Annotated in this window: 17 protein-coding genes; 3 read left to right on the forward strand and 14 right to left on the reverse strand. The window is 65.8% G+C overall.

Annotated features, from left to right (window positions below):
* Positions 1-10 precede the first annotated feature (10 nt).
* Both A7D17_RS21540 and A7D17_RS21545 read right to left on the reverse strand, forming a co-directional pair.
* Complete coding sequence (locus tag A7D17_RS21540; protein ID WP_064510978.1) at positions 11-1,414, reverse strand: nicotinate phosphoribosyltransferase; 1,404 nt, start codon at positions 1,412-1,414, stop codon at positions 11-13.
* A gap of 128 nt (positions 1,415-1,542) precedes the next feature.
* Positions 1,543-2,598 carry a bifunctional nicotinamide-nucleotide adenylyltransferase/Nudix hydroxylase gene (locus A7D17_RS21545; RefSeq protein WP_064510979.1) on the reverse strand — a complete coding sequence of 352 codons (1,056 nt, stop codon included), beginning with the start codon at positions 2,596-2,598 and terminating at the stop codon, positions 1,543-1,545.
* Between the two features lie 216 nt (positions 2,599-2,814).
* Between A7D17_RS21545 and A7D17_RS21550 the strand changes: the two genes are divergently transcribed.
* On the forward strand, positions 2,815-3,681 hold the full coding sequence (locus tag A7D17_RS21550) for an endonuclease/exonuclease/phosphatase family protein (protein WP_064511015.1): 867 nt from the start codon (positions 2,815-2,817) through the stop codon (positions 3,679-3,681).
* 227 nt (positions 3,682-3,908) lie between these two features.
* On the opposite strand, the gene A7D17_RS21555 is transcribed toward A7D17_RS21550, so the two are convergent.
* Positions 3,909-4,814 carry a LysR substrate-binding domain-containing protein gene (locus tag A7D17_RS21555; RefSeq protein ID WP_064510980.1) on the reverse strand — a complete coding sequence of 302 codons (906 nt, stop codon included), beginning with the start codon at positions 4,812-4,814 and terminating at the stop codon, positions 3,909-3,911.
* A gap of 87 nt (positions 4,815-4,901) precedes the next feature.
* Between A7D17_RS21555 and A7D17_RS21560 the strand changes: the two genes are divergently transcribed.
* The gene (locus A7D17_RS21560; RefSeq protein WP_064510981.1) at positions 4,902-5,645 is read left to right on the forward strand and encodes a sulfite exporter TauE/SafE family protein; all 744 of its coding nucleotides are present in this window, start codon (positions 4,902-4,904) and stop codon (positions 5,643-5,645) included.
* Positions 5,646-5,729: 84 nt separating this feature from the next.
* Here the strand turns inward: A7D17_RS21560 and A7D17_RS21565 are convergent, their stop codons facing one another.
* The 5 genes from A7D17_RS21565 to A7D17_RS21585 all read right to left on the reverse strand — a co-directional run bounded on the left by A7D17_RS21565 (position 5,730) and on the right by A7D17_RS21585 (position 11,494).
* Positions 5,730-7,889 (reverse strand): carboxy terminal-processing peptidase, encoded by a 2,160-nt coding sequence (locus tag A7D17_RS21565; protein ID WP_193395385.1) that lies wholly within the window; start codon positions 7,887-7,889, stop codon positions 5,730-5,732.
* A 361-nt stretch (positions 7,890-8,250) separates the two neighbouring features.
* Positions 8,251-9,264: a lipoyl synthase gene (gene lipA / locus A7D17_RS21570; protein ID WP_064510983.1), complete on the reverse strand. Its 1,014-nt coding sequence runs from the start codon at positions 9,262-9,264 to the stop codon at positions 8,251-8,253.
* A 14-nt stretch (positions 9,265-9,278) separates the two neighbouring features.
* The gene (gene lipB, locus A7D17_RS21575; RefSeq protein WP_064510984.1) at positions 9,279-9,977 is read right to left on the reverse strand and encodes a lipoyl(octanoyl) transferase LipB; all 699 of its coding nucleotides are present in this window, start codon (positions 9,975-9,977) and stop codon (positions 9,279-9,281) included.
* Positions 9,965-10,243 (reverse strand): YbeD family protein, encoded by a 279-nt coding sequence (locus tag A7D17_RS21580; protein ID WP_064510985.1) that lies wholly within the window; start codon positions 10,241-10,243, stop codon positions 9,965-9,967. The genes lipB and A7D17_RS21580 overlap by 13 nt, the downstream gene beginning before the upstream one ends.
* A 267-nt stretch (positions 10,244-10,510) precedes the next feature.
* Complete coding sequence (locus tag A7D17_RS21585; protein WP_064510986.1) at positions 10,511-11,494, reverse strand: CsgG/HfaB family protein; 984 nt, start codon at positions 11,492-11,494, stop codon at positions 10,511-10,513.
* 294 nt (positions 11,495-11,788) lie between these two features.
* On the opposite strand from A7D17_RS21585, the gene A7D17_RS21590 reads away from it, so the two are divergent.
* Entirely contained in the window at positions 11,789-12,850 is a 1,062-nt protein-coding gene (locus tag A7D17_RS21590) for a lipid A deacylase LpxR family protein (RefSeq protein ID WP_064510987.1), read from the forward strand.
* A 122-nt stretch (positions 12,851-12,972) separates the two neighbouring features.
* Here the strand turns inward: A7D17_RS21590 and A7D17_RS21595 are convergent, their stop codons facing one another.
* The 6 genes from A7D17_RS21595 to mrdA all read right to left on the reverse strand — a co-directional run bounded on the left by A7D17_RS21595 (position 12,973) and on the right by mrdA (position 22,440).
* Positions 12,973-14,187, reverse strand: coding sequence for a D-alanyl-D-alanine carboxypeptidase family protein (locus tag A7D17_RS21595; RefSeq protein WP_064510988.1), 1,215 nt, complete (start codon positions 14,185-14,187; stop codon positions 12,973-12,975).
* A gap of 257 nt (positions 14,188-14,444) precedes the next feature.
* Complete coding sequence (locus A7D17_RS21600) at positions 14,445-15,821, reverse strand: septal ring lytic transglycosylase RlpA family protein (RefSeq protein ID WP_064510989.1); 1,377 nt, start codon at positions 15,819-15,821, stop codon at positions 14,445-14,447.
* Positions 15,818-16,966 carry a lytic murein transglycosylase B gene (gene mltB / locus A7D17_RS21605; RefSeq protein ID WP_064510990.1) on the reverse strand — a complete coding sequence of 383 codons (1,149 nt, stop codon included), beginning with the start codon at positions 16,964-16,966 and terminating at the stop codon, positions 15,818-15,820. Before mltB ends, A7D17_RS21600 begins: the two co-directional genes overlap by 4 nt.
* 543 nt (positions 16,967-17,509) lie before the next feature.
* Complete coding sequence (locus tag A7D17_RS21610; protein ID WP_064510991.1) at positions 17,510-18,907, reverse strand: glycoside hydrolase family 28 protein; 1,398 nt, start codon at positions 18,905-18,907, stop codon at positions 17,510-17,512.
* Between the two features lie 357 nt (positions 18,908-19,264).
* Positions 19,265-20,383 carry a rod shape-determining protein RodA gene (gene rodA / locus A7D17_RS21615; protein WP_064510992.1) on the reverse strand — a complete coding sequence of 373 codons (1,119 nt, stop codon included), beginning with the start codon at positions 20,381-20,383 and terminating at the stop codon, positions 19,265-19,267.
* On the reverse strand, positions 20,380-22,440 hold the full coding sequence (mrdA, locus tag A7D17_RS21620; protein ID WP_064510993.1) for a penicillin-binding protein 2: 2,061 nt from the start codon (positions 22,438-22,440) through the stop codon (positions 20,380-20,382). Before mrdA ends, rodA begins: the two co-directional genes overlap by 4 nt.

A 22,440-nucleotide genomic window follows, 5' to 3' on the forward strand; every position in this document is an offset into this window, starting at 1 on the left:
GTGCTGCCGGTCAGCGGCGCGCAGCGTCGGCGCGCGCACGCACCTGCTCCAGCGTCCACTCCTGCTGCATCGCCCCGTTTTCCCACACCGTCACCAGTGCATCTTCGCTGTCGGCGCTGGCGGCCAGCTCGTCCAGCAGTGCACTGCGGTAACTACCATCGCGACGATTGCGCAGCAGGGTCAGCCGACCGCGCTTGCTCTGCTTGCCCTGGTCGGTGATCGGATCCTTGTAGACATCGATCCACTGCCCGTCCACACGCACCGCCGAGCACTTGAGCGCGAACTTCTGGGTGTCGCGGTCCACCTTCTGCAGCAAGGCACCGCCCATGCCGAAGGCGACGTTGTCGGCGGCATAGCCGGCGGCGGTGATGCGCTCCAGAATCGCGCGCAGCGACTGCGGGTTGATGCCATCGCCCTGGATCACGCGCACGTGGTTGAGCACCTTGTAGCCCTTGCCGTTGAGCTGATGACCGAAGGCCTCGTCCAGCAGCAGCAGGCATTGTTCGACCACATCCACCGGGTCGCCGGAATCGGGGCGGATCACCACCGTCGCGCCGGAGGCAACGATCTCCTCGCGCAAGGTGGTGCCCCAATGCTCGGCAATGGCACGGTAGATGTCGTAGCTGTCCGAGACCACCGCCACGATGGAACCGGGCCTTGCGAATTGGGTGAGCATGTTGCGATACGCATCCACCTCGCGCTCGCGGCCCCAGCTGGTAATGGTGCTGTGCTCGGCGGCGGGAATCGAAAACCCCGCCACCGGCGTGTGGTAATGCGCGCGCGCCAGCAACAGCGCCGACAAGGTATCGGTGCCGAGAAAATTCACCAGATGCGCCGCGCCGCCGAGAGCCGCCGAGCCAAGACTGGACACGCCACGCGCGCCGAAATCGTGCAGCTTGAAGGGCAGCTGGCCTTCCGGATCGTCGCTGGTGCGCTCCAGGTAATCGCGCACGATCTGCTTCACCTGCCAGCTCACCGTGGCCACCGTCACCGGATACCACACGCGCAGCAACAGGGTTTCCACATAGGACGGCACCCAGAACGCCTTGGCGTCGGTGGACTCGATCGTCATCAGCACGTTGTGCGTGGGCACCACCGTGCCTTCGGGCACCGCACGGATGCGGATCGGCAACTGGCCACCGAGACGGTCGACGATATCGCGCCAGCCGGCCTCGTTGAACGGCTCGCCATGCGCGGCCAGCAAGGCCTTCGCATCGTCGATATCGGCATGCGTGACCGGACGGTTGATGGCTTCTTTCAGAATCGACTGCAGGCCGAAGAACACGGTCTGGTCGTACACGCCGCCGCGCGATTCGACATAGAAGAACGAGGCGTCTGTACCGGGCGGATATTGCAGCCAGTGGCTGGCCTTGTAGCTATCGGTATTGAGCAGCAGGTTATCGAGGTAATGCATGACGGAAGCTCCTTCGCGTCGGGAAAACCGGCGGTCTGTCCGCCGGCGGGAGGCTGTGCTGCAAGCAACGGCGCATGTCATGCGGCCAGCACCGATCGGTACCGACACGCAGGCGCATGCGGCTGCCTTCAACCACGGCCCAGGAAGAATTCGAGGATATGCAGGTGGTCTTCGTACAGACGCGGGCCCATCGCCATGACCTCGGCGATTGGAATCCAGCGCGCCTTGTCGGCATCGTCGCCACCGCGCACGACAGGCAGCTCGCCAGCCGGAAATTCGAAGTGGAAGGCATGGGTGATGGTGCGCCCGCGCAGGCTGCGGTCGGGATGGTCGAACACCTGGCGGGCACGCAACGAGCCCTTGAGCACCGGCACCGGCAGTTTGAGCCGGGTTTCCTCGCGCAGCTCGCGCAGGCAGCTGTCCAGCAGCCCCTCGTCCTGCGCAACGAAGCCGCCCGGCAATGCCCACAGGCCTTTGCCCGGCTCGGCACGGCGGCGCACCAGCAGCACGTGGCCCGAGTGCACCACCACCGCATCGGTAGTCACGAAGGTGGGCGCATACGGCGCATCCTTCCAGGCAGCGCGGTACTGCTCGATGAAACGGTATTCGGCCACCAGTTGCGCATAGCTGGGCGAATTGCGCCGGAACGCTTCAAGCATGTCGTAGACCGGCGCCGGCACATTGCCGCGCAGCATCAACAACCCGCCATGGAAGCCGATGTCGCCAGCCTCGAACAGATAGCGGCGCAACTCGGTCGCCGACAAGGTGGCGGTGTGCTGCACATCTTCCAGCGGCCACTGTGGGAACTCGCGCAGGTAATAGCTGCTGGCATCCTTGTCCATGCCGATCAGACCGACCCGCGCATCCGGCGCGCCGCCATCGGCCTGCACTGCTTCGGCAACCTGGCGTTGCACGTCGGCAATCCACAGGCTTTCGTTATAAAGATGATCGCGTAATGGACGCAGGATCAATCGCGCGTTCTCGCCCGGCAACGCGGACTCGATCATCACCGCGCGTTCTGCGACAGTCCAGGGATTGCGAATGGTACGTGGCGTGTCGGCCGAGCCGATCAACACAATGAGCTTGCTCGCCTTGCCCAGCGCGTGGCGGGCGACGGCGGCGTGGCCGTTATGAAAGGGCTCGAAACGCCCGATAAACACGAGATAATCGTACTGAAGTGCCATGAGAATCCCTCACGGTTGGTGGGTAGCCGGCGGTCTGTCCGCTGGCTTGGTGCAAATGCTACGCCGATGCGCGGCGGCGTCAAGCAGGCGATCAAACGGGCGATCAAGCAGGCGATCAAGCAGGCGATGGTGTCTGCATGCATCATCAGTGTCGTGACGCAGCGGTCATCATTGCTGGCTAGACTCGGTGCTCTTGTTTCCAGGGAGTTCGCCTGCATGCCACGTCCGATCGCGCAGGTGCTGCTGCGCCGCCTTTTCGCCACCGTTGCAGTGCTATGCATCGCCCTGCCCGCACTGGCGGCAACGCCGAGCGCGCCGCTGCGGGTGATGTCGTTCAACGTGCGCGTGCCGGTCGATACCGACGGCGACAAACGCTGGCAGGCGCGCCGCGATGCCATGGTCGGATTGATCCGTCAGGCGCATCCGGATGTCGTCGGCACCCAGGAGCTGGTACAGGAGCAGGCGCAGTATCTTGCAACGCATTTGCCGACCTATCGCTGGTTCGGCAAGGGACGCAACGCCGACGGCGGCGGTGAACACATGGGCGTGTTCTATGACAGCCGCGCGCTGACGGTGGTGGAATCGGGCGACTTCTGGCTATCCGAAACACCCGACATTCCCGGCAGCAGCAGCTGGGGAACGGACCTGCCACGCATGGTCACCTGGGCGCTGTTCGAACGTCGCAACGACAAGCGCCGGTTCTACCTGTTCAACACGCATCTGCCGCACCGCGATCAGGATGAGCAGGCTCGCGAGCAAGGGGCCCGAGTGATCCTGTCGCGTATCGCGAAACTGCCTGCGGATAGTCCGGTGGTGCTGACCGGCGATTTCAACAGTGATCCGGACAAGCGTACCTACCCCACGCTCACCGCCGTGCTGGGCGATGCGCGCACGCACGCGCGCACGCGCAACGGGCCGGAAAACACCTTCCAGGATTTCAGCACCCAGCCGACCCGGCGCATCGACTGGATTCTGTTCCGCGGCCTGACGCCCACCCGCTTCACCACCCTGGACGACCGCCCCGGCGGCATCCTGCCGTCCGATCATTATCCGGTGCTGGCCGAGTTCGACTGGCCGCGCTGACAGCAGGCACGCAGGCACTTATCGCGCCGGCAATGACGCGCCTGCCAGCGGCGACGGGATCCAATCTTGTGGGTGTTGCGGCCGTTTGAAGCGGCCCAACAACCTCTCAAGCTAGCGTCATGTCGGTAAGGACGGCGCACTTGAATCAGTGGTTGCACCGCCAGGACATTGAAGGTCCGCGCACCGGCCACGCCCGCCTGGCGGCTACGCAGCGATGTGCCGGCCGCTCAAACCGTCTGGATGCCCGCCTGTGCCGCGCTGGCCTGCAGCCATTCCAGCAAGGTCTGCAGGATCGCCGATGGCGTGTCGCGCCAGACGATGGACAGCTCGCGCCGCGCCCAGGTTTCGTCCAGCGGCACTGCCGCCAACTGCTGCCTGACGCTGGAGCACGCCAGCGCCGCGTGCGGCACGATGGCTACGCCCACACCGCGCGCCAGCATGCGGCACAGCGTCTCGATGCCGGGTACGCGCGCGCGGATGCGCAGGTGCACGCCGGCCCTGGCCAGGTGCGTGCGCAGGTGACGCTGCAAGGCGTTGTCGGCCGACAACGCCAGCAACTGCATCTGTGCGATATCGGCCAGGCGCACGCTGCCCGCAGCGGCCAGCGGATGACTGGCGGCCATCGCCACCACCAGGCGATCCTGCCGGAACGGGCGCCGCTGCAGGCCGGTGAAATCCGCATGCCCTGCCACCACGGCCAGGTCCGCGCGTTCATCGCGTACCGCGTCGGCCGCCTCTTCGCTCCCCCACTCGGCCAGGGTCAGATCCACCCGCGGATGCGCCAGCAAGAAATCCGCCACGCATTCGGGTAGCCATTCCGAGAGCGCGGCGGTGTTGGCAGCCAGTCGCAGCGTGACCTGGCCGCCGATGCCATAGTCGCCAAGTTCGCTGCGCATCGCCTGCTCCTGCCGCGCCAGCACCCGTGCGTGCCGCAGCAACACCTGGCCGGCCGCGGTGAGCGTCACCCCGCGCCGGCCACGCTCGAACAGCGCCGCCCCGACCTGCAGCTCCAGCGCGCGGATGCGCGCACTGGCGGCCGCCAGCGACAGCGCCACGCGATCGGCGCCAGCCGTGATGCTGCCGGTGTCGGCCACCGCGACAAAGATCCGCAGATCGACGAATTCCACCTGCATGTGCACTCCAGCCTTCGGCGTGGCCGAAGTCTGCCTCAAACAAAGACAGCTTGCCGGCCCGGCATCGCCACCCGGATCCTGGCGCCCATGAGTGGACATGTTTCGCAGTGGCTGCTGGTTGCAGCGGTCTTCCTGCTGGCCGGCGGCGTCAAGGGCGTGGCCGGCATGGGGCTGCCAACGGTGGCGATGGGGCTGCTCGGGCTATGGCTGCCGCCCAGCCAGGCCGCCGCACTGCTGGTGCTGCCTTCGCTGGTGACGAATCTACAGCAGGCCTGGGGGCCGGCGCCGGCAGCGCTGTTGCGGCGTCTGTGGCCGGTATTGGCACTCGTAGTGGCCGGCACCTGGCTGAGCGCCGGGGTGATGATCGGCGGCAATCCACGCTTCCTGCGCGCCGCGCTCGGCGTGCTGCTGGTGGCCTATGCCCTGCTCGGGTTTGCGCGCCGACAGTGGACGCTGCCGCCACGCCACGAACGCTGGGCCAGCCCGCTGACCGGACTGGTCGGTGGCCTGCTCAACGGCGCCACCGGTGTGCTGGTGATTCCGGTGGTGCCCTACCTGTCTGCGTTGGGCCTGCCGCGTGAGCTGTTGATCCGCGCACTGGCGGCGTGCTTCGGCACGGCAACGCTCGCCCTGGCCATTGCGCTGGTCTGGCATGGCGGGGTGCCGCTCTCGGCCGGCCTGCCATCGCTGTTGGCGCTGGCACCTACCGCAGTGGGCGTATGGGCAGGCACGCGAGTGCGTCGCCGCATCTCTGCCGACGTGTTCCGCCAGGTATTTTTCGGCACCTTGCTGCTGCTCGGCCTGCAGGCGTGCTGGCAGGCACTGGCCTGAGACCTCGCTGACAGCAGATGCTGCACACAAACGAAAACGCCACCGGCAAACGGTGGCGTTGGTGGATCGGATGCGCAGCGGTGATCAGTCTGCCCAGCGCCCCGGTGCCGTGGATTGCGGCAGCACCTGCGCCGAAAGCGGTTGGTCCTGCGACAGCAGGCCCAGCGCATCGGCCAGGATGGCGGCCGACTCGTGCAATAAGGGGTCCGGACGCTTTTCTGCCGCCTTCTCGCGCGCGGTGTCCTTGACGATATCGCGTTCGCTGCCGGTCAGGCCGTCATCGGTGTCGTCGGCAAGCGGATCCAGCGGCAAGCCGAGCTGCTTGCGAATCTGCTGGCGATCCTTGCGCTGCTGGTCCTGCTTCTGGCGCTCGGCCAGGCGCTCGGCCTCGTTCAAGGAAATGTACTTCTTGGCCTTCTCTTCGCGGAATTGCTTGACGTCCTCTTCCCACCACTGGAACTCCTTGTCGGTGGCAATGCGTGCGGTGTGCAGCGTCTGCAGCTTGGGCAGCAGCGGTGCGAAGTTGCCGTACTGGGTGTGCGGCGCGGCGGCGATGCGCGTCCACGGCAGCGCGTTGTCGTAGGTGCTCTCGCCGAATTCGGTGGCATCCACGCTGGCCGGGAACGCGATATCCGGCACCACGCCCTTGTGCTGAGTGCTGGAACCGCTGACGCGGAAGAACTGCGCAATGGTGAGCTTGACCTGCCCGTAGCGCTGGCCTTCGGCGGCCGGCCACCGGTCCAGGTCGACGATGTTCTGCACCGTGCCCTTGCCGAAGCTGGTTTCGCCGATCACCAGGCCACGGCCATAGTCCTGGATGGCGCCGGCAAAGATCTCCGATGCCGATGCCGAACCGCGATTGATCAGCACGCCCAGCGGGCCATCCCAGGCAACCTTGGGATTGCTGTCGCCATTGACGGTGACCCGGCCGCCGGATTCGCGCACCTGCACCACGGGGCCCTGTTCGATGAACAGGCCGGTCAGTTCGATCGCCTCATCCAGCGAGCCGCCGCCGTTGTTGCGCAGATCCAGCACCACGCCGTCGACCTTGTCGGTCTTGAAACCAGCCAACAGCTTGGCGACGTCGCGCGTCGCAGATGCGTAATCGGTCGCGTTGCGACGACGCCCTTCGAAATCCTGGTAGAAGCCCGGCAGCTTGATGATGCCGATGCGACGTTCCGGCTGACCGCCCTGGGCCGGCAGCGTGATGGTTTCGCCCTTGGCGGCCTGTTCGGCCAGGCGCACCTTCTGCCGGGTCAGCGTGACCGTGCGGTGCTTGCCGTCGATACCCGATTCGGCCGGGATGTATTCCAGGCGCACCTGGGTGTCCTTGCTGCCACGGATCTTGGCCACCACGTCGTCGATACGCCAGCCGATCACATCCTCGATGGCGCCATTTTTTGCCTGGCCCACGCCGACGATGCGATCGCCCGGCTTGAGCGTGCCATCCACCGCTGCCGGACCGCCCGGGATCACCTCGCGGATCACCACCATGTCGTCCTGCTTCTGCAGCTGCGCGCCGATGCCTTCCAGCGACAGCGACATCTGCTGATTGAACGTCTCGGCGGTGCGCGGGGTGAAATAGTCGGTGTGCGGGTCAACTGCGTTGGTGTAGGCGTTGACGAAGAACTGGAACACGTCCTCGCCCTTGAGCTGCTTGACCGAGTCGGCGAGCGAGGCATAACGCTTATCCAGCGTCTTGCGGATGTCGTCGGGCTTCTTGCCGGCCAGCTTCAGACGCAGCCAGTCGTTCATCACCGACTGCCGCCACAGCACATCCAGCTGCTTGTCATCCGATGCCCAGGGCACGTCCTTGCGGTCGTACTCGAACTTGTCGCTGCCGTTGAAATCGAAGTCCTGCTTGAGCAGGTCGCGCGCGTACTTGACCCGTTGATCGACGCGCTTGCGGTACACCGCAAAGACCTGGAATGCCGGTTCCAGGTTGCCGCCGCGCAATGCATCACCCACCCCAGCCTGCAGCGGCGCAAAACCGTCGATATCGGCCTGGGTAAAGAATTGCTTGCCGCCATCGAGCGCTTCCAGATACCGCTTGAAGACATCCTTGGCCATCGCCTCGTCCAGCGTGCGCGGCCGATAGGCATAGCGACTATCGGACAGCAGGCCATAGACGAGTTTGGTCGCGGTCGCCTGCTCAGGCGTGGCGGCCGCCGGCAGCGCCGTGTCGGCGCGTGCGAGCAATGCCATCGGAGTGGTCAACACCAGCGCCAGCAGGCCGGCCTTCATGGACGCAGAAACGTTGTAGGTCATCGAATGGCTCTCGGCACGGGGCCGATGAAAGAAAGGCGGTGATCGGATCAGACAGCATGACAGTGCCGAAAGTTGCTGGCGTTGTCATCCACTGGCTGAATGAGCCTAGCGCCGGGCACGTAGCGGATTGTGAACGAGACCGTACCTCGCTCAGTTGGGCGCCGCCGCCGAATACAACACGGCCCCGTGCGGTGCACAGGGCCGAATCGGGCGAACCAGCAATGTTGGTAGAAACAGCATCACGGCCGTCAATGCGCGATTGCGCATCCGGCATTGGCTGGCCGCGCCGACCAGCAGCACGCGACGGCGATCACCTGCCGGCCACCGGTACTGCCGCTCAGGCGGCGACGCCGGCGCCTGCGGCCTGCCGGTCGGCGTGATAGGACGAGCGCACCATCGGGCCGGACGCCACATGGCTGAAGCCCAAGGCGTTGCCGTAGTCTTCCAGCGCCTTATATTCCTCAGGCGTCCAGTAGCGCATCACCGGGTGATGGTGCGGCGTCGGCTGCAGGTACTGGCCAATCGTGATCATGTCCACATCGTGTGCGCGCAGATCGCGCAAGGTGGCCTGCACCTGCTCCATGGTTTCGCCCAGCCCGAGCATGATGCCGGACTTGGTGGCGATGGCCGGATGCTGCGCCTTGAAGCGCTGTAGCAGGGTCAGCGACCACTGGTAATCCGCGCCGGGGCGCACGTTCGGATACAGGTCCGGCACGGTTTCGATGTTGTGGTTGAACACGTCCGGCGGGCTCAGCGCCAGGATCTCCAGCGCGCGATCCATGCGGCCCTTGCCGCGGAAATCCGGGGTCAGGATCTCGATGCGGGTATTGGGCGAACTGGCGCGGATGGCGGAGATGCACTCCACGAAGTGCTGCGCACCACCATCGCGTAGATCGTCGCGGTCCACGCTGGTGACCACCACGTATTTCAGGCCCATGTCGGCCACCGTGGTCGCCAGGCTGGCCGGCTCGCTGGCATCCGGCGGTTTGGGCCGGCCGTGCGCAACATCGCAGAACGAGCAGCGCCGCGTGCACACCTCGCCCAGGATCATGAAGGTGGCGGTGCCGTGGCTGAAGCACTCGTGGATGTTCGGGCAGCTGGCCTCTTCGCAGACGGTGACCAGGCGGTTTTCACGCAGTTTGGCCTTGAGGTTCTGCACCGCATTGCCGGACGGGATCCGCACGCGGATCCACGACGGCTTGCGCAGTACCGGTGCATCGACAAACTGCACCGGCGAGCGATTGATCTTGTCGCCACCGATCTGCTTGACGCCGGTCTGCAGCGGCGCAGGCGCGGCGGTGTCGCCGGAGACGACCTGCAAGGGGATGGAACGGGCGATAGGCTGGGTCATGACGGTACGGGCGCTCAGGCCGGAAGCGAAAGGTCGGGCAATGCGGAAACGGGCTGCAGCACGAGGCCGAACTGGCGCGCCAGTTGCTCGAGCAGCACCGCCTTGACGGCGTCCATCCCGGAGGGGCCGCCCAAGTCTAGCACCGAGGTCACCTGCAGACCCTGGTAGCCACAGGGGTTGATACGGTGGAAGGGCTCCAGGTCCATCGCCACGTTGAACGACAACCCGTGAAAGGTGCAGCCGCGGCGCACGCGGATACCGAGTGCGGCGATCTTGGCCGCGCCCACATAGACGCCTGGCGCGCCGTCGCGACGCGCGGCCACGATATTCCACTCGTCCAGCGTGTCGATCAGCGCCTGCTCGATCTTGCACACGTAATCGCGCACACCGATCCTGAGCCGGCGCAGGTCCAGCAGCGGATAGACCACCAACTGGCCAGGGCCGTGATAGGTCACCTGACCGCCACGATCCACCTGCAGCACCGGAATCTCGCCCGGCGCCAGCACGTGCTCCGGCTTGCCGGCCTGGCCCAGGGTGAACACCGGCGCGTGCTCGACCACCCACACCTCGTCGGCCGTGTGCTCATCACGCGTATCGGTGAAACGCTGCATTGCACGCCACACCGCGGTGTAGTCCTGCTGACCCAGGTCGCGCAACTGCGCCGGCGGGATGGCGACCGGCGCCACGACCGGTTCGGCCGCTACAGCGTCCACTTCACTTCCGGATGATCGCGCAGCGCCTGGTGCGCGGCGTCGAACTGCTCCCGGCTCTCGGCGCGGAAGCCGATCTTGACCGAGACATACTTGCCGCTGGAAGAGTGCTTCCAGCTGATGCTTTCCTGCAGCAGCTCCACGCCGGTGGCGGCGAGCAGACGCGGCAATTCGGTTTCCAGGCCACGATCGGCCGCGCCCATGGCGCTGAGCTCGAAGGTGCCGGGAAACTGGAAGCCGTGATCGGGGTTGTCGGTGCTGATATCCATCGCCCCATTATCGGGCCGGTGGAGGGCAAACCCAAGTCCGTACTATCAGAAACGACCAGCGGAGCCATGCGCCTGGCATGGACACCGCCACATCGCGCCGGGCGTCGCGCGCCCGGCAGGATTCGGACAGGCAATCGCGCCATGCGGATTGTCTGGCGGTGTCGCCAGACAAAGCCAGGAAACAGACCACCATGGATGGCAGATGCCCACTGGATCTCCAGCCGACACCCGCGCACGCCTGATGGCGACGCGGTTGTCCTCCCGCACTTACTTGGACAGTTCCAGCATCGCCGACGACACCCAGCCGCGATTACCCATCTCGTCCTCGACTTCCCACATCACGCCTTCCTTGGTGCCGGTGGGATACAGCATCATGCCCGGCTCCAGCGTGCGGACCGCCGCGCCAGTGCCCTTGGCATTGGCCAATAGGCGCCCTGCGCGCGTCACGGTGACTGCCTGCTGGGTGTTGGACGCAGCAGGGTTGCCGGACAGCCCGCCAAGCTGGCTGACGATGTCGGTATAGGCCTGCAGATACGCCAGCGTGATCACCTGGCCGATCTCAGTGTTGGCATAACCGCCGGCACCAGCCGCGCCGAAATCGCCGCCAGTGAACAGGTTGCCACGCGCCCCCCAGCCCAGGTCGGTCTTCTTGGCGTTGCCTTCAGCCATGGCCACCTGTTCGGACGAGCGCACATCGGTGATGGTCAGGACCACGTCAGCGGTCTTCTTGTTGAGATTCAGGCCGCCCACCAAGTTGCCGGCATTGCCACCGACCAGGCCGCCCAGCATGCCGGCAATCGCGCTGCCGCCCGCATTGCTGTTCTGCGAAATGAGATCAGGCGTCATGACGTAATCAGCTGCGCGGATCTGGCCCTTGCCAATATTGGAGCGTGCACGCAGATCACCATTGGCCGCCATATCGCGCTCGCGCTGCGATGCCGCCATGCCGGCGCCACGGTCCACCAGGGTGAAGCAGCGCGACTTGTTGACGAATACCTTGATCAACTTGGACGGTGCCGGGAGCTGCTGACCCGACCACCAGTTGACCGCATCTTCCGGCTCGATCACCGACAGGCTACCCAACGGCTTGGTGCACGTCGGGATCTGCGCGACACCCTCCTTGCGCTGGTCCTGCGCGGAGCCTTTGAAGGCGTCCTTGAACCCGGCCGATGCCGGCGCGCTGACGCTGGCCAATGCAATACCCAGCATGCTGGACAGTACCGCCGCGCTGACAGAAATCGTCTTGCTCATATTTAGTCCCCTGACACCTGCGCTGCCGTGGGCAAACGCGATCCGTTGGCGATGAATAGCCTGCAAAGGCTGCCGTTCCTTGGGGCTTCTTCCCCGGGGACGGATCATATGCTAATCGCGCAGGCTTTTCATCGCTGCCCTGCGGCAGCGCCGCCACGCCGCCGATGAAACGGACTGGTGCGCAAGACGCGCCACGCTGTGTGGCGAGATGATGCTGCGTATGTTCACGCCGCGCAGCACTGTGCGCAGGCACCTTTGCTGAACCTAGTCCACCTTTACTCCCCCAGGCCCTCCATGCTCCGACCGCGCGCGTTGTCTGCTGCCCTGCTGCTTTCTTTCACCGGGTTGTCGATGCCCGCCCTGGCGGCGGATCAATGCGACTCGAGCCGGCTGGGGCGTACGCCACCGGCGGTGAATTTCCGCGTCGACAACGACCTGTTCGGGGGGGAGGACCAGGATCAGGGGTATTCCAACGGCGCGGTGCTGACCCTGGTGTCGCCCAACCTGGTGGACTACACCGATGACCCCTGCCTGCCACGCACCGCGCGCTGGGTGAACAGCTACCTGGAACGCCTGCATCCGGGCGAATTCGATCAGCAGAACATGGTGTTCTCGATCGGCCAGGCAATCTTCACCCCGACCGATTTCACCCGTCGCGACGTGATCCCGGACGACCGCCCCTACGCAGGCATTCTGCTGGCAAGTTTCGGCTACAACGCGCGTAACGATGCGCACTTGCGAACCACCCAGTTACAGGTCGGCGTGGTGGGCCCCTGGGCCTTCGCGCAGGAGGCCCAGGATGCGATCCACGACGCATTGGGTGACGAAAAATTCCAGGGCTGGGACAACCAGTTGCACAATGAGCCACTGATCAATCTGGTCCACGAGCGCATGCGTCGCTGGCCGGCCGATGCCAGCGGCAATGCCGATGGATTCGGCTGGGATTTCATCTCTCACTGGGGCGGCGCGGTGGGCAATATGGCCACACATCTGAACGCCGGTGGCGAAGCACGTTTTGGCTGGAAACTGCCCGATGACTTCGGCAGCACCCCCACCCGCCCGGCGGGCGAAAACACGGCCCCGAGCCGGCTGGGACGTGCCAGTGGCTGGTCGGGGCATCTGTTCGTGACCACCGACGCACGCTGGGTGATCCGCGACATCACCCTGGACGGCAACACCTTCCGCAACAGCCACAGCGTGGACAAACGCCCGTTCGTGGGCGATGTCGGTTACGGCCTGGCCATCATGTACGGCCGCTGGAAGTTCGCCCTCGCCCGCTACCACCGCACCCGCGAATTCGAGACCCAGCGCGAGACGCCGGTGTATGGGAGTTTCACGATCAGCCGGATGCTTTGATGGCTGGGAATCGGGAGTGGGGAATCGGGAATCGCAAGAGCAAACGCTGTGCTCCTGCATTTACCGATTCCCAATTCCCCATTCTCGATTCAAAAAAAAGCCGGCTTTCGCCGGCTTTTTTGTTACTCCGATTCCCACCACATCCAGAAGGAATCCCAGAGGCGCTTGAAGAAACCGCCTTCTTCCACTGCGTTGATGGCGACCAGCGGGGCCTGGGCGATGATCTTGCCGTCCAGGCTGACCTTCACGGTGCCAACCTGCTGGCCCTTCTTGATGGGCGCCTGCAGGTTCTTGGCCACTTCCATGCTGGGCTTGAGGTCGTTGTAGCGGCCGCGCTGCAGGCTTACCAGCAGCGGTTGGGCCACGCCCAGCTGCACTTCGTCCTGTGCACCCTTCCAGACCTTCTGCTTGGTCACGACCTTGCCCGGTGCGTACAGGCTGTGGGTCTCGAAGAAGCGGAAGCCCCAGTTGAGCAGCGCCAGGCTATCGTCGGCGCGCTGGCGCTCGGAGCTGTCGCCCATGACCACCGCGACCAAGCGCTGATCGCCGCGCTTGGCCGAGCTCAGCAGGCAGTAGCCGGCCTCGGAGGTGTGGCCGGTCTTGATGCCGTCCACGGCCGGGTCGCGCCACAGCAGCAGGTTGCGGTTGTTCTGCTTGATGCTGCCGACCTGGAATTCCTTGATCTTGTTGTAGGCGTAGGTTTCCGGGTAATCGCGCACCATCGCGCGGCCCAGCAGGGCCAGATCGTAGGCAGTGGAATGGTGGCCTTCGGCGCTCAGACCATGCGCGTTGACGAAGTACGAGTTCTTCATGCCGATCTTGGCGGCGTAGCTGTTCATCAGCGAGGCGAAGGCTTCTTCGCTGCCAGCCACATGCTCGGCCAGTGCAATCGCGGCGTCGTTGCCGGACTGGATCGCCATGCCCTTTTCCATGTCTTCCAGACGCGCGGTCTGGTTAACCGGGAAGCCGCTATAGCTGCCATCGGTGCCTGCGCCACCTTCGCGCCAGGCGCGCTCGCTCATCATGACCTGGTCGTCGCGGGTGACCTTGCCGTTCTTGATCTCGGCGGCCACCACGTAGGAGGTCATCACCTTGGTGATCGAGGCCGGCGCCAGTTGCTGGTGGATGTTTTCACCGGCCAGCACCTGCCCGGTGGCGTAGTCCATCAGGATCCAGGACTTGGAGACGGCCGGCGCGGGCGCGGGCGGAACCGGCAATGCAGCCGGGGCAGCAGGCGCGGCGGCCGCAGCGGGGGTCGGCTGCGGCGCGGGCGTCTGGGCGCAGACCAGGCCGAAGGCAAACGTGGCCACGGCAGCGGCGGCGAAGCGGAATTTCATTGAAGAACGACTCCTGACGGGCCCGAAGGCTGGGTAATGCGAAATTGTAAAGCGCTGCAGCAACGAGGGCGACGCATCAGACCACGCAGGCGCCTGCGCAGTTCAGCGATGACGGCGGGTGGCGCGCCATGCCGGCCTGGGCGGCAATCTGACAGGGCGGTCGGAGCGAACAACCGCGGGCGGTAGCAGAAGGGTGTGGTTGCGGTTGCTGGTTGCAACCGTGTCCGCCACTGATCTGGCAGGCACGGCCGGGGCGCTTAGTTGGCGACGATTTGCGGGCGCCCGAAGCCCAGGCCGGCGATGCGCTGCGCGATTTCGGACGCGTTGGCGTGATCGCGTGCATTGACGCGCAAGCGCCACAAGGTACGCCCGCCGCTGACAATATCGCTGACGCTGGCGCCTGCAATGCCGGCCGATGCCAGCTGCGATAGCGCGCGATTGGCATTTTCGCGGCTGGCGAAACTGGCAACCTGCAACAGGATGTCGCCCAGCGCGGATTCGGCGGCGCTGGGCGCCCTGGCCGGAACCGGATCGACCTTGACCGGGCGCGCAGGCGCGCTCTCCGGCGCCTTGACCACCGCAACGGCGACAGGCGCAGCAGCAGCCGGACGCGGTGCCGCGGCCGCCGGCTTGCCGGTGGCCACACGTACGCCCTGCGCCTTCATCCAGGCATCGAAATTGTCGGCATTACCGGGCTGGCGCGAATCGGCCACGCGATAGCGCCACCGTTCGCCGGCCGGGATGACCACAGCGCCACCCGAGGCAGCGGCAGGCGCGGCAACCACCGTACCCGCGCTCGCCGCCGCACGTGGCGGCACGGTGCGGGTGGGCAGGCGCTGCACCAGACCATCGATCTGGCTGCTGCCCGCAGCAGGCCGCGCCGTGGCAACGGCTGTAGAGGCCGGCTGGCCGCTGCGGCGCTTGGCCAGCAGATTGCCATTATCGGCTTCGGTCAGCCCGCGCACTTCCACATTGCCGGTGCCCTTGCCGGTGATCCCCAACTTGACCGCCGCGGCGTAGCTCAGATCGATCACGCGTCCATCGTGGAACGGGCCGCGGTCGTTGACGCGCACCACCACCGAATCGCCGGTGTCGGTATTGGTGACCAGCGCGAAACTCGGCAGTGGCAGGGTCTTGTGCGCGGCGGTGAAGGCGTACATGTCGTAGACCTCCTTGTTGGAGGTCAGCCGGCCGTGGAATTTGCTGCCGTAATACGAGGCAGTGCCGCGTTCGACATAGTCGCCGGGGCTGTCCATCACAACGTAGCGCTTGCCCAGCACCTCATACGGCGAGCGATTGCCCACCGCAGAGCGCGGCTCGTTGGTGACCAGGGGTTCGGGAATGCAGGCCACGTTGGGCACGTGGTCCGGCGTACTGTCCTTGACGCCGGGTTTGTACAGACCGCCGGCGGTGTAATCGCCACGCGTGGACGGGTCTTCCTTGGCCGCCGCGTACGGCGATGTGGAGGGGCATCCGGTCGCAACATATGCCGGCCCCTTGCCATCGACCTTGACGCCCTTGATGGCACCGCTACCGCTGCTGCCGGCACCTTTCTTCGGTGCGCTGCTGCAGGCCGCCAGGCCCAGCATCAATGCCATCGGGATCAGCCACTTGGGGCCTGTCATGCTGTTCATGCCGGGGGTAACTCCTTGCCGGCGATGGCCTCGGACAGCTGGAACACGGCCATCGCATACATCTTGGAAATGTTGTAGCGGGTGATTGCGTAGAAGTTCTGGAAGCCCAGCCAGTACTGCTTGCCGTTGGCGTCATCCAGGCTGATCGGGGTGGCGGTGCTGCCCGCCACCACCGGCGCACCTGGGTGGTACCCGCGCGCGGACAGATCGGCCAGCGTGTACACCGGCGACCAGTCGGTGGGATTGAATTCCTCGTGGCCGGCGGCCAGCGTAGCCGGCACCGCGACCTGTCCGTCGCGCACCCAGCCGCCCTTCTTGACGAAGTAATTGGCGATCGAGGCGAACACGTCGTTGTAATCGGTGAACAGATTGCGCTTGCCATCCGCATCGCCATCGACGCCGAACTGGCGATAGCTCGATGGCATGAACTGGCCCATGCCCATCGCACCGGCGTAGCTGCCGATCAGCGCGGTGACATCGAGCTGCTCTTCCTTGCCGAGCGCGAACAATTGACCAAGTTCATCGCGGAAAAACAGCTCGCGCCGCACTTCGCGCTCGAGCTTGGCTGGGTCGCCGCTGCGCGGATAACGGAACGCCAGCGTGTATAGCGCGTCCAGTACGCGGTATTTGCCTGCGTTCGTGCCGTAGCTGGTTTCCACACCGATGATGGCCACGATCACTTGGGCGGGCACCCCGGTGGCAGCCTCCACCTTGCTCAACTCGGCACGATGTTCGGCCAGGAACTTGCGGCCGCCATCGATGCGCGCCTGGGTGATGAACATCGGCCGGTATTCGTTCCACGGCTTGACCCGTTCGGCCGGACGCGACATCGCGGTGACGATGGCGTCCTTGAACTGTGCCTGCGCCAGGGTCGCCTCGATCTGCGCTGCATCGATGCCGTACCTGGCAGCGGTGTCGCGCACAAAGTTGGCGCGGGCGATCTCGAACGGCACCGGGGTCAGATCCACTGGCGGCAAGGCGGGCGCCTCGGCAGCAGCGCTGGCGGGCGTTGCGGACGCTACAGGCGGACCGGGCGGCTTGGCCGGGGGCGCACTGGCTGCCGGCGGCGGGGACGGAGGGCTGGGCTGGGTCGCGCAGGCGACAAGGCCGAGGGTGAGCAGGCAGGTCAGAGTGCGTCGAATCATCGGCCGAGGGTAACAGACATCAGATGAACTTCTGGCAATAAGGCCATGAAACGCAAAGACTTTGGATCAAGTCAAGGGGTGTTGCAGCAAATTCGGGAATGGGGAGTCGGGAATCGGGAATCGGGAATGGGGAGTCGGGATTGGAAAGACGCAGATGCAGTAGCGGGAGGTCGCGATCAGGAAGGAAGCTTGGCTTTTAGGGTTGAGGCTGCACCCCAGGGCCGGACTTGGCGGGCTGCTGTGGGGCCAAGGCCAAGACCAAGTCGTATGGTTTGGCTTAGGGCGGTACCGAGCCGTGCGGTTTGGCTCTGGCTGACTGATGGGCAGAAGCCTGGAACGGCAAACTCGTGAGCGCGGTCGTCGCCTGCGCTTGTCGACAACATGGAGGCACGACTACGCGCGCTACTCACCCAGCTGCGTAGCAGTTGCGCATGCGACGTGGATTGGCGGACGACGCTTTCGCACCTGCGCCGCCTTGGTGGGTGCAGCGCTGCGCGGTAGCCGCTGTTCCGGCGCGGCCGTTGGAGGGCCGCGCCGGGTGTCTCACAGCGCCGGGAAGCGGGGAGCGCCCGAGCAGGTGGGGATCGCGCCGCTGACCTGTACCGGGCCGGTGGTGACTCCGGTGCCGGTCGGTGTCAGTGCGCTGTTGCTGAGCCCGATCTGCGCATTGCTGGCGGTCACCGTCACCGAGGTGCTTCCGATGGCCACATTGGCCAGCACCAGATCCAGCGGTGTCTGCGCGTCGTAGCCGCGCAGGATCCACCCCTTGCCGCCGGCGTCGTTGGCGCTGCGCAATCCATCCACGACGATGGCGCTGAAGGTCGGCTTGGTACCGCTGCTGCCGCCGGCATAGAACGGGTTGATCACCACCGGGCTGGTCACCCCGTACAGGCAGGTGTTGCGATAGGTCACCTGGCTGACCGGCCCGCCCTTGACGATGCTGGTCTTGATGCGCAGGCCGTTGTTGTCGGTGCTGCGGTTACCTGCATCGTCGGTGGACACCAGCGCATTGTTGTCCACCAGCACGTTGCTGACGCCGGACATCACTTCGCTGCCGATCGAGATGCCGTGCGTGCCATAGCAGCGGCTGTTGCGCACGGTGATGTTGGCCGACCTGGAGGCGATGGTCTTGATCGCCACGCAGTCGTCGCCCCCCATCACATCGCTGTCGTGGATGGTGGCGTTGACCACGCTGTCCAGATCCAGTCCGTCGGTGTTGGGGCTGCTGGCGGGTGATTTCACCCGCACGCCCCAGATGGTGAGGCCATTGACGATATGCGAGAAGAAATGGAAGTAGGCCGCATTGATCAGGTTGACGTCGTAGAGCGTGAACTCGCTGGAATTCTGCACCTTGATCAGGTCCGGGCTGTTCTGCACCTGATTGGCTTTCTTTGCGTTTTCGCCGAACTCCCACCAGGTGGTGCTCTTGCCCAGCATGGTCTGATCGCCGCGCCCATCGATGGTGCCCTGACGCCCGCCGGTGCGAATGCCCATCACGCCTGCGTTGTTGCCCTTGACGCTGATCAACGGCAGGCACGCACCGCTCTTGGAACCGGCGGTGCCGCAACCGCTGCCGTAGTCGGCCGGGTTGCGCGAGCCGTACAGGGTGACGCCCTGGTCGATGACCAGGGTGACGTTGGCCGGGATGGACAACGGCCCGGTCAGAAACGCGTTGCCACTGCCGCTGGTCAACAGCACGCTTCCGTTCTTGCAGGCGTTGAGCGCGGCCTGGATGGCCTTGGTATCAGGGGGCGCGCTTTCCAGCGCGGCGTCGAATTGCCGCCCGGTCGGCGTCTGGCTGGCCTTCAAGGATGGCTGGCAAGCGGCAGGAATCGCTGGTTGCGCGACAGCGCGCGTATCGCCGGTAGCAAACGTAACGGCACCGGCTTGCGCAGCAAGCGTCAGACAAGCGCCGCCGATGGCAGCGGTAAGCAGTTTCATAGAAGAGATCACCCGAAAGAGAAAGTGCGCGTGCCCGTGCAGGCCACGCGGTGCGCACCGCCATCGCTGCAGCGGCGTGGCGGACTCTACGGAGCGTGGTGCACGCCTGTAGCAGACGAGCGAATCGGGCACCGTGCGAGCGAAGTCATGCCCGCGCGCTGCGCGCTCCTTGCAACACAGCGCGCAAAACACGACACAGGTGCCGAGCTGTCAGCGCGATGACATGCGCGCGTCACGACCGTCAACAACACGTTCGTGCAGGCCTGCTGCGCGCGGAGTGATTGGTGTGACGCACGCCAGGCACTCTGCCTGGCGCTCACTAACCGTAAGCACGCGATGCAGCGCAGCTGCGCGGCCTCAGTACCCATGCACCGGGCGATGCGACTTCACCGCCATCACCAGCCCCAACCCGGCCAGCAACGACACTGCCGAGGTGCCGCCATAACTCATCAGCGGCATCGGCACGCCGACCACCGGCAGCAGGCCGGAGATCATGCCGCCGTTGACCAGCACGTAGACGAAGAACGCCAGGCCGGTGGCACCGGCGACCAGGCGCGAATAGGTGTCGCGTGCCTGCGAAGCGATCCACAGGCAGCGGCCGATGACGATCAAATACAAGGTCAGCACGGTGGCCACGCCGATCCAGCCGAATTCCTCGCTGAGCACGGAGAACGCAAAGTCGGTGGTCTGCTCGGGAATGAAGTTCAGATGCGATTGCGAGCCCAGCCCCCACCCCTTGCCATCCAGCCCGCCGGAGCCAATGGCGATCTTGGACTGGATGATGTTCCAGCCGGCACCGAGCGCGTCGTTTTCCGGGTTGAGGAACATCATGATGCGGTCCTTCTGGTACGGGCGCAGCAGCCAGAACCAGGCCACCGGCGCGGCCGCCGAGACCCCCCCGATGCCCACCGCCACCCACCACCACGGCAACCCGGCCAGCAGCAGCACGAACACGCCGCTGGCGGCGATCAGCACACCGGTGCCGAAGTCCGGCTGCAGCATGATCAGTGCGGTCGGCACGCCGATGATCACCCCGGTCACCAGCACGGTGGAAATGCGCGGCGGCAGCGGCATGCGATGCAGATACCAGGCCGCCATCATCGGCAGGCTGATCTTGAGCAGCTCGGCCGGCTGCAGGTAGAACACTTTCAGGTCCAGCCACTGGCGGCCGTACTTGCCCGTGCCCAGTGCGAAGACCGCCAGCAACGGCAGCATCGACAGGCCATACACCCATGGGGTCCAGGCACGCAGGCGCAGCACCGACATGCGCGAGATCCCCCACATCGCGGCCATGCCGATGACAAAGCGCACGCCCTGCGCCATCACCAGGTGATCGCCATTGACGGCGCCGCCAGCGCTCTTGAGCACCGACAGGCCGATCGCCATCAACGCGCCGAGTGCCAGGCACAGCACCCAGTCCAGGCTGCGCGTGAAGCGCGCGGCCATGTCCACCAACCAGCGCGCGATGTCACTCAATGGTCGGTCTCCTGCACCGCATCCGGCACGTCCGGCACCACCGGTTGCGCGGGCGTGCTGGGATCCAGCGCCACCGCAGTCTGGCCGATCACCACCGGCAGGTCTTCCAGCGTGGCAGCGGCCGTATCGCCGGCCTGGCGTGCATCGGTGGCGCCGGCTTCGAACTGGTTGACGCCCACCGCGGTCATGCCCAGCTCGCTGTCCAGCGGCAGGATGCCCGCAGGCATCTTGCCAAGCAGCCAGGCGTCGAAGATCTTGCGCGCGATCGGCGCCGCCGAGCTGGTGCCGAAGCCACCGCCCTCCACCGCGACCGCCACCGCGATGACCGGATTGTCGGCCGGCGCAAAGCCGACGAACAGGCCACGGTGGCGCAGATGCATCGGCAGGCTGCGCGGGTCCACCGCAGCCACGCCCTTGCGGCTGACCACCTGCGCGGTGCCGGTCTTGCCGGCCATCTGGTACGGCGCGCCGGGCGTGATCGCATACCCGGTGCCGCCCGGGCGCATGGTGTCCATCATGCCCTCGCGCACCACCTGCAGGTGCGCTGCGCTCGGGCTGACCGGCTTGCCCGGCGGCTGGATCATCGGCTGCCAGGGATGGTCGAAGCCGGTGCGCTGCTCCAGCACCAGGTGCGGGCGCAGCAGCAGCCCGCCGGCGATGGCCGATACCCCGCGTACCAGCTGCAGCGGGGTCACTTTCCAGTCGCCCTGGCCGATGGCGATATTGACCGTGTCGCCGGGATACCAGCGCTCCTTGCGGGTCTTGTACTTGTAGGCCGGCGACGGCAGGATGCCGCCGATTTCGCCAAGCAGGTCCACCCCGGTGGGCTGGCCGAAGCCGTAGTCGGCCATGTAGTGGTCGAAGCGCTCGATGCCCATGTCCACCGCCAGGCGGTAGTAATAGGTATTGACCGATTGGGCGATGGATTTGCGCAGGTCGGTCCAGCCGTGGCCGCCGCGGTGCGAGTCGCCCCAGCCGCGGCTGACCCCGGGCAGGTAGAACATGCCGGTGGAGAGCACGCGGTCTTCCGGCCGGCGCAGGCCGCTATCGAGCCCCGCCAGCGCAATCAGCGGCTTGAGCGTGGAGCCCGGCGCCACGCCACCCAGCACCAGCCGGTTGAACTGCGGCCGCGACGGGTTGTCGTTGAGCATCTTGAAGTCGGTATGCGAGATGCCGTTGACGAACAGGTTGGGGTCGTAGCTGGGCAGGCTGACCATGCCCAGGATCTCGCCGGTGCGCGGGTCCATCGCAATCGCCGCACCTTCGTGCTCGCCGAACGCCGCCACCATTGCGCGCTGCAGGTCGGCATCCACCGACAGCCGCAGATCCGCGCCGGATTGCGGCGCCACCCGCCCCACGGTACGGATGGCCCGCCCCTGCACGTTGGTCTCGACCTGCTCGTAGCCGACCTGGCCGCGCAGGTCCTGCTCGTAGTAACGCTCCAGCCCGGACTTGCCCATGTGGGTCAACGCGGCATTGCCCTCGCCCAGCACCGCCAGGTCTTTTTCATCGATGCGACCGACGTAGCCGATGATGTGCGCGAACAACGGCCCGAATGGATAGCGACGGGTCAGGTACGGCTCCAGCTCCACGCCGGGAAAGCGCCAGCGCTCCACCGCAAAGCGCGCCATTTCCTCATCGCTCATGCGCAGCTTGAGCGTCACCGGCAGGAAGCTGCGGCGCGCGCGGCGCTCGCGATTGAAGCGCTCCAGGTCTTCCGGCGCGATCGGGATCACCTTGCCCAGCGCGGCCAGCATGGCGTCCATGTCGGCGACCTTGTCCGGGGTCACGTCCAGGCGGAACGCCGGCACGTTTTCGGCCAGCAGCCGGCCGGTGCGGTCGTAGATCATGCCGCGCCCGGGCACCACCGGTTTGGGCTTGATGCGGTTGGCTTCCGAGCGGGTGGCGTAGACCTCGTGGTCGAGCACCTGCAGCTTGAAATACCACCCACCCAGGCCGACCAGGCAGATCACCACCATCACAAACCCCAGCACCGCGCGCCGGCGGAACTGCTCGGCCTCGGCATGCGGGTTCTTGGGCTGGCGCCGACCGTGCAT

It is taken from the genome of Xanthomonas floridensis (assembly GCF_001642575.1).
GTDB classification, from domain to species: domain Bacteria; phylum Pseudomonadota; class Gammaproteobacteria; order Xanthomonadales; family Xanthomonadaceae; genus Xanthomonas; species Xanthomonas floridensis.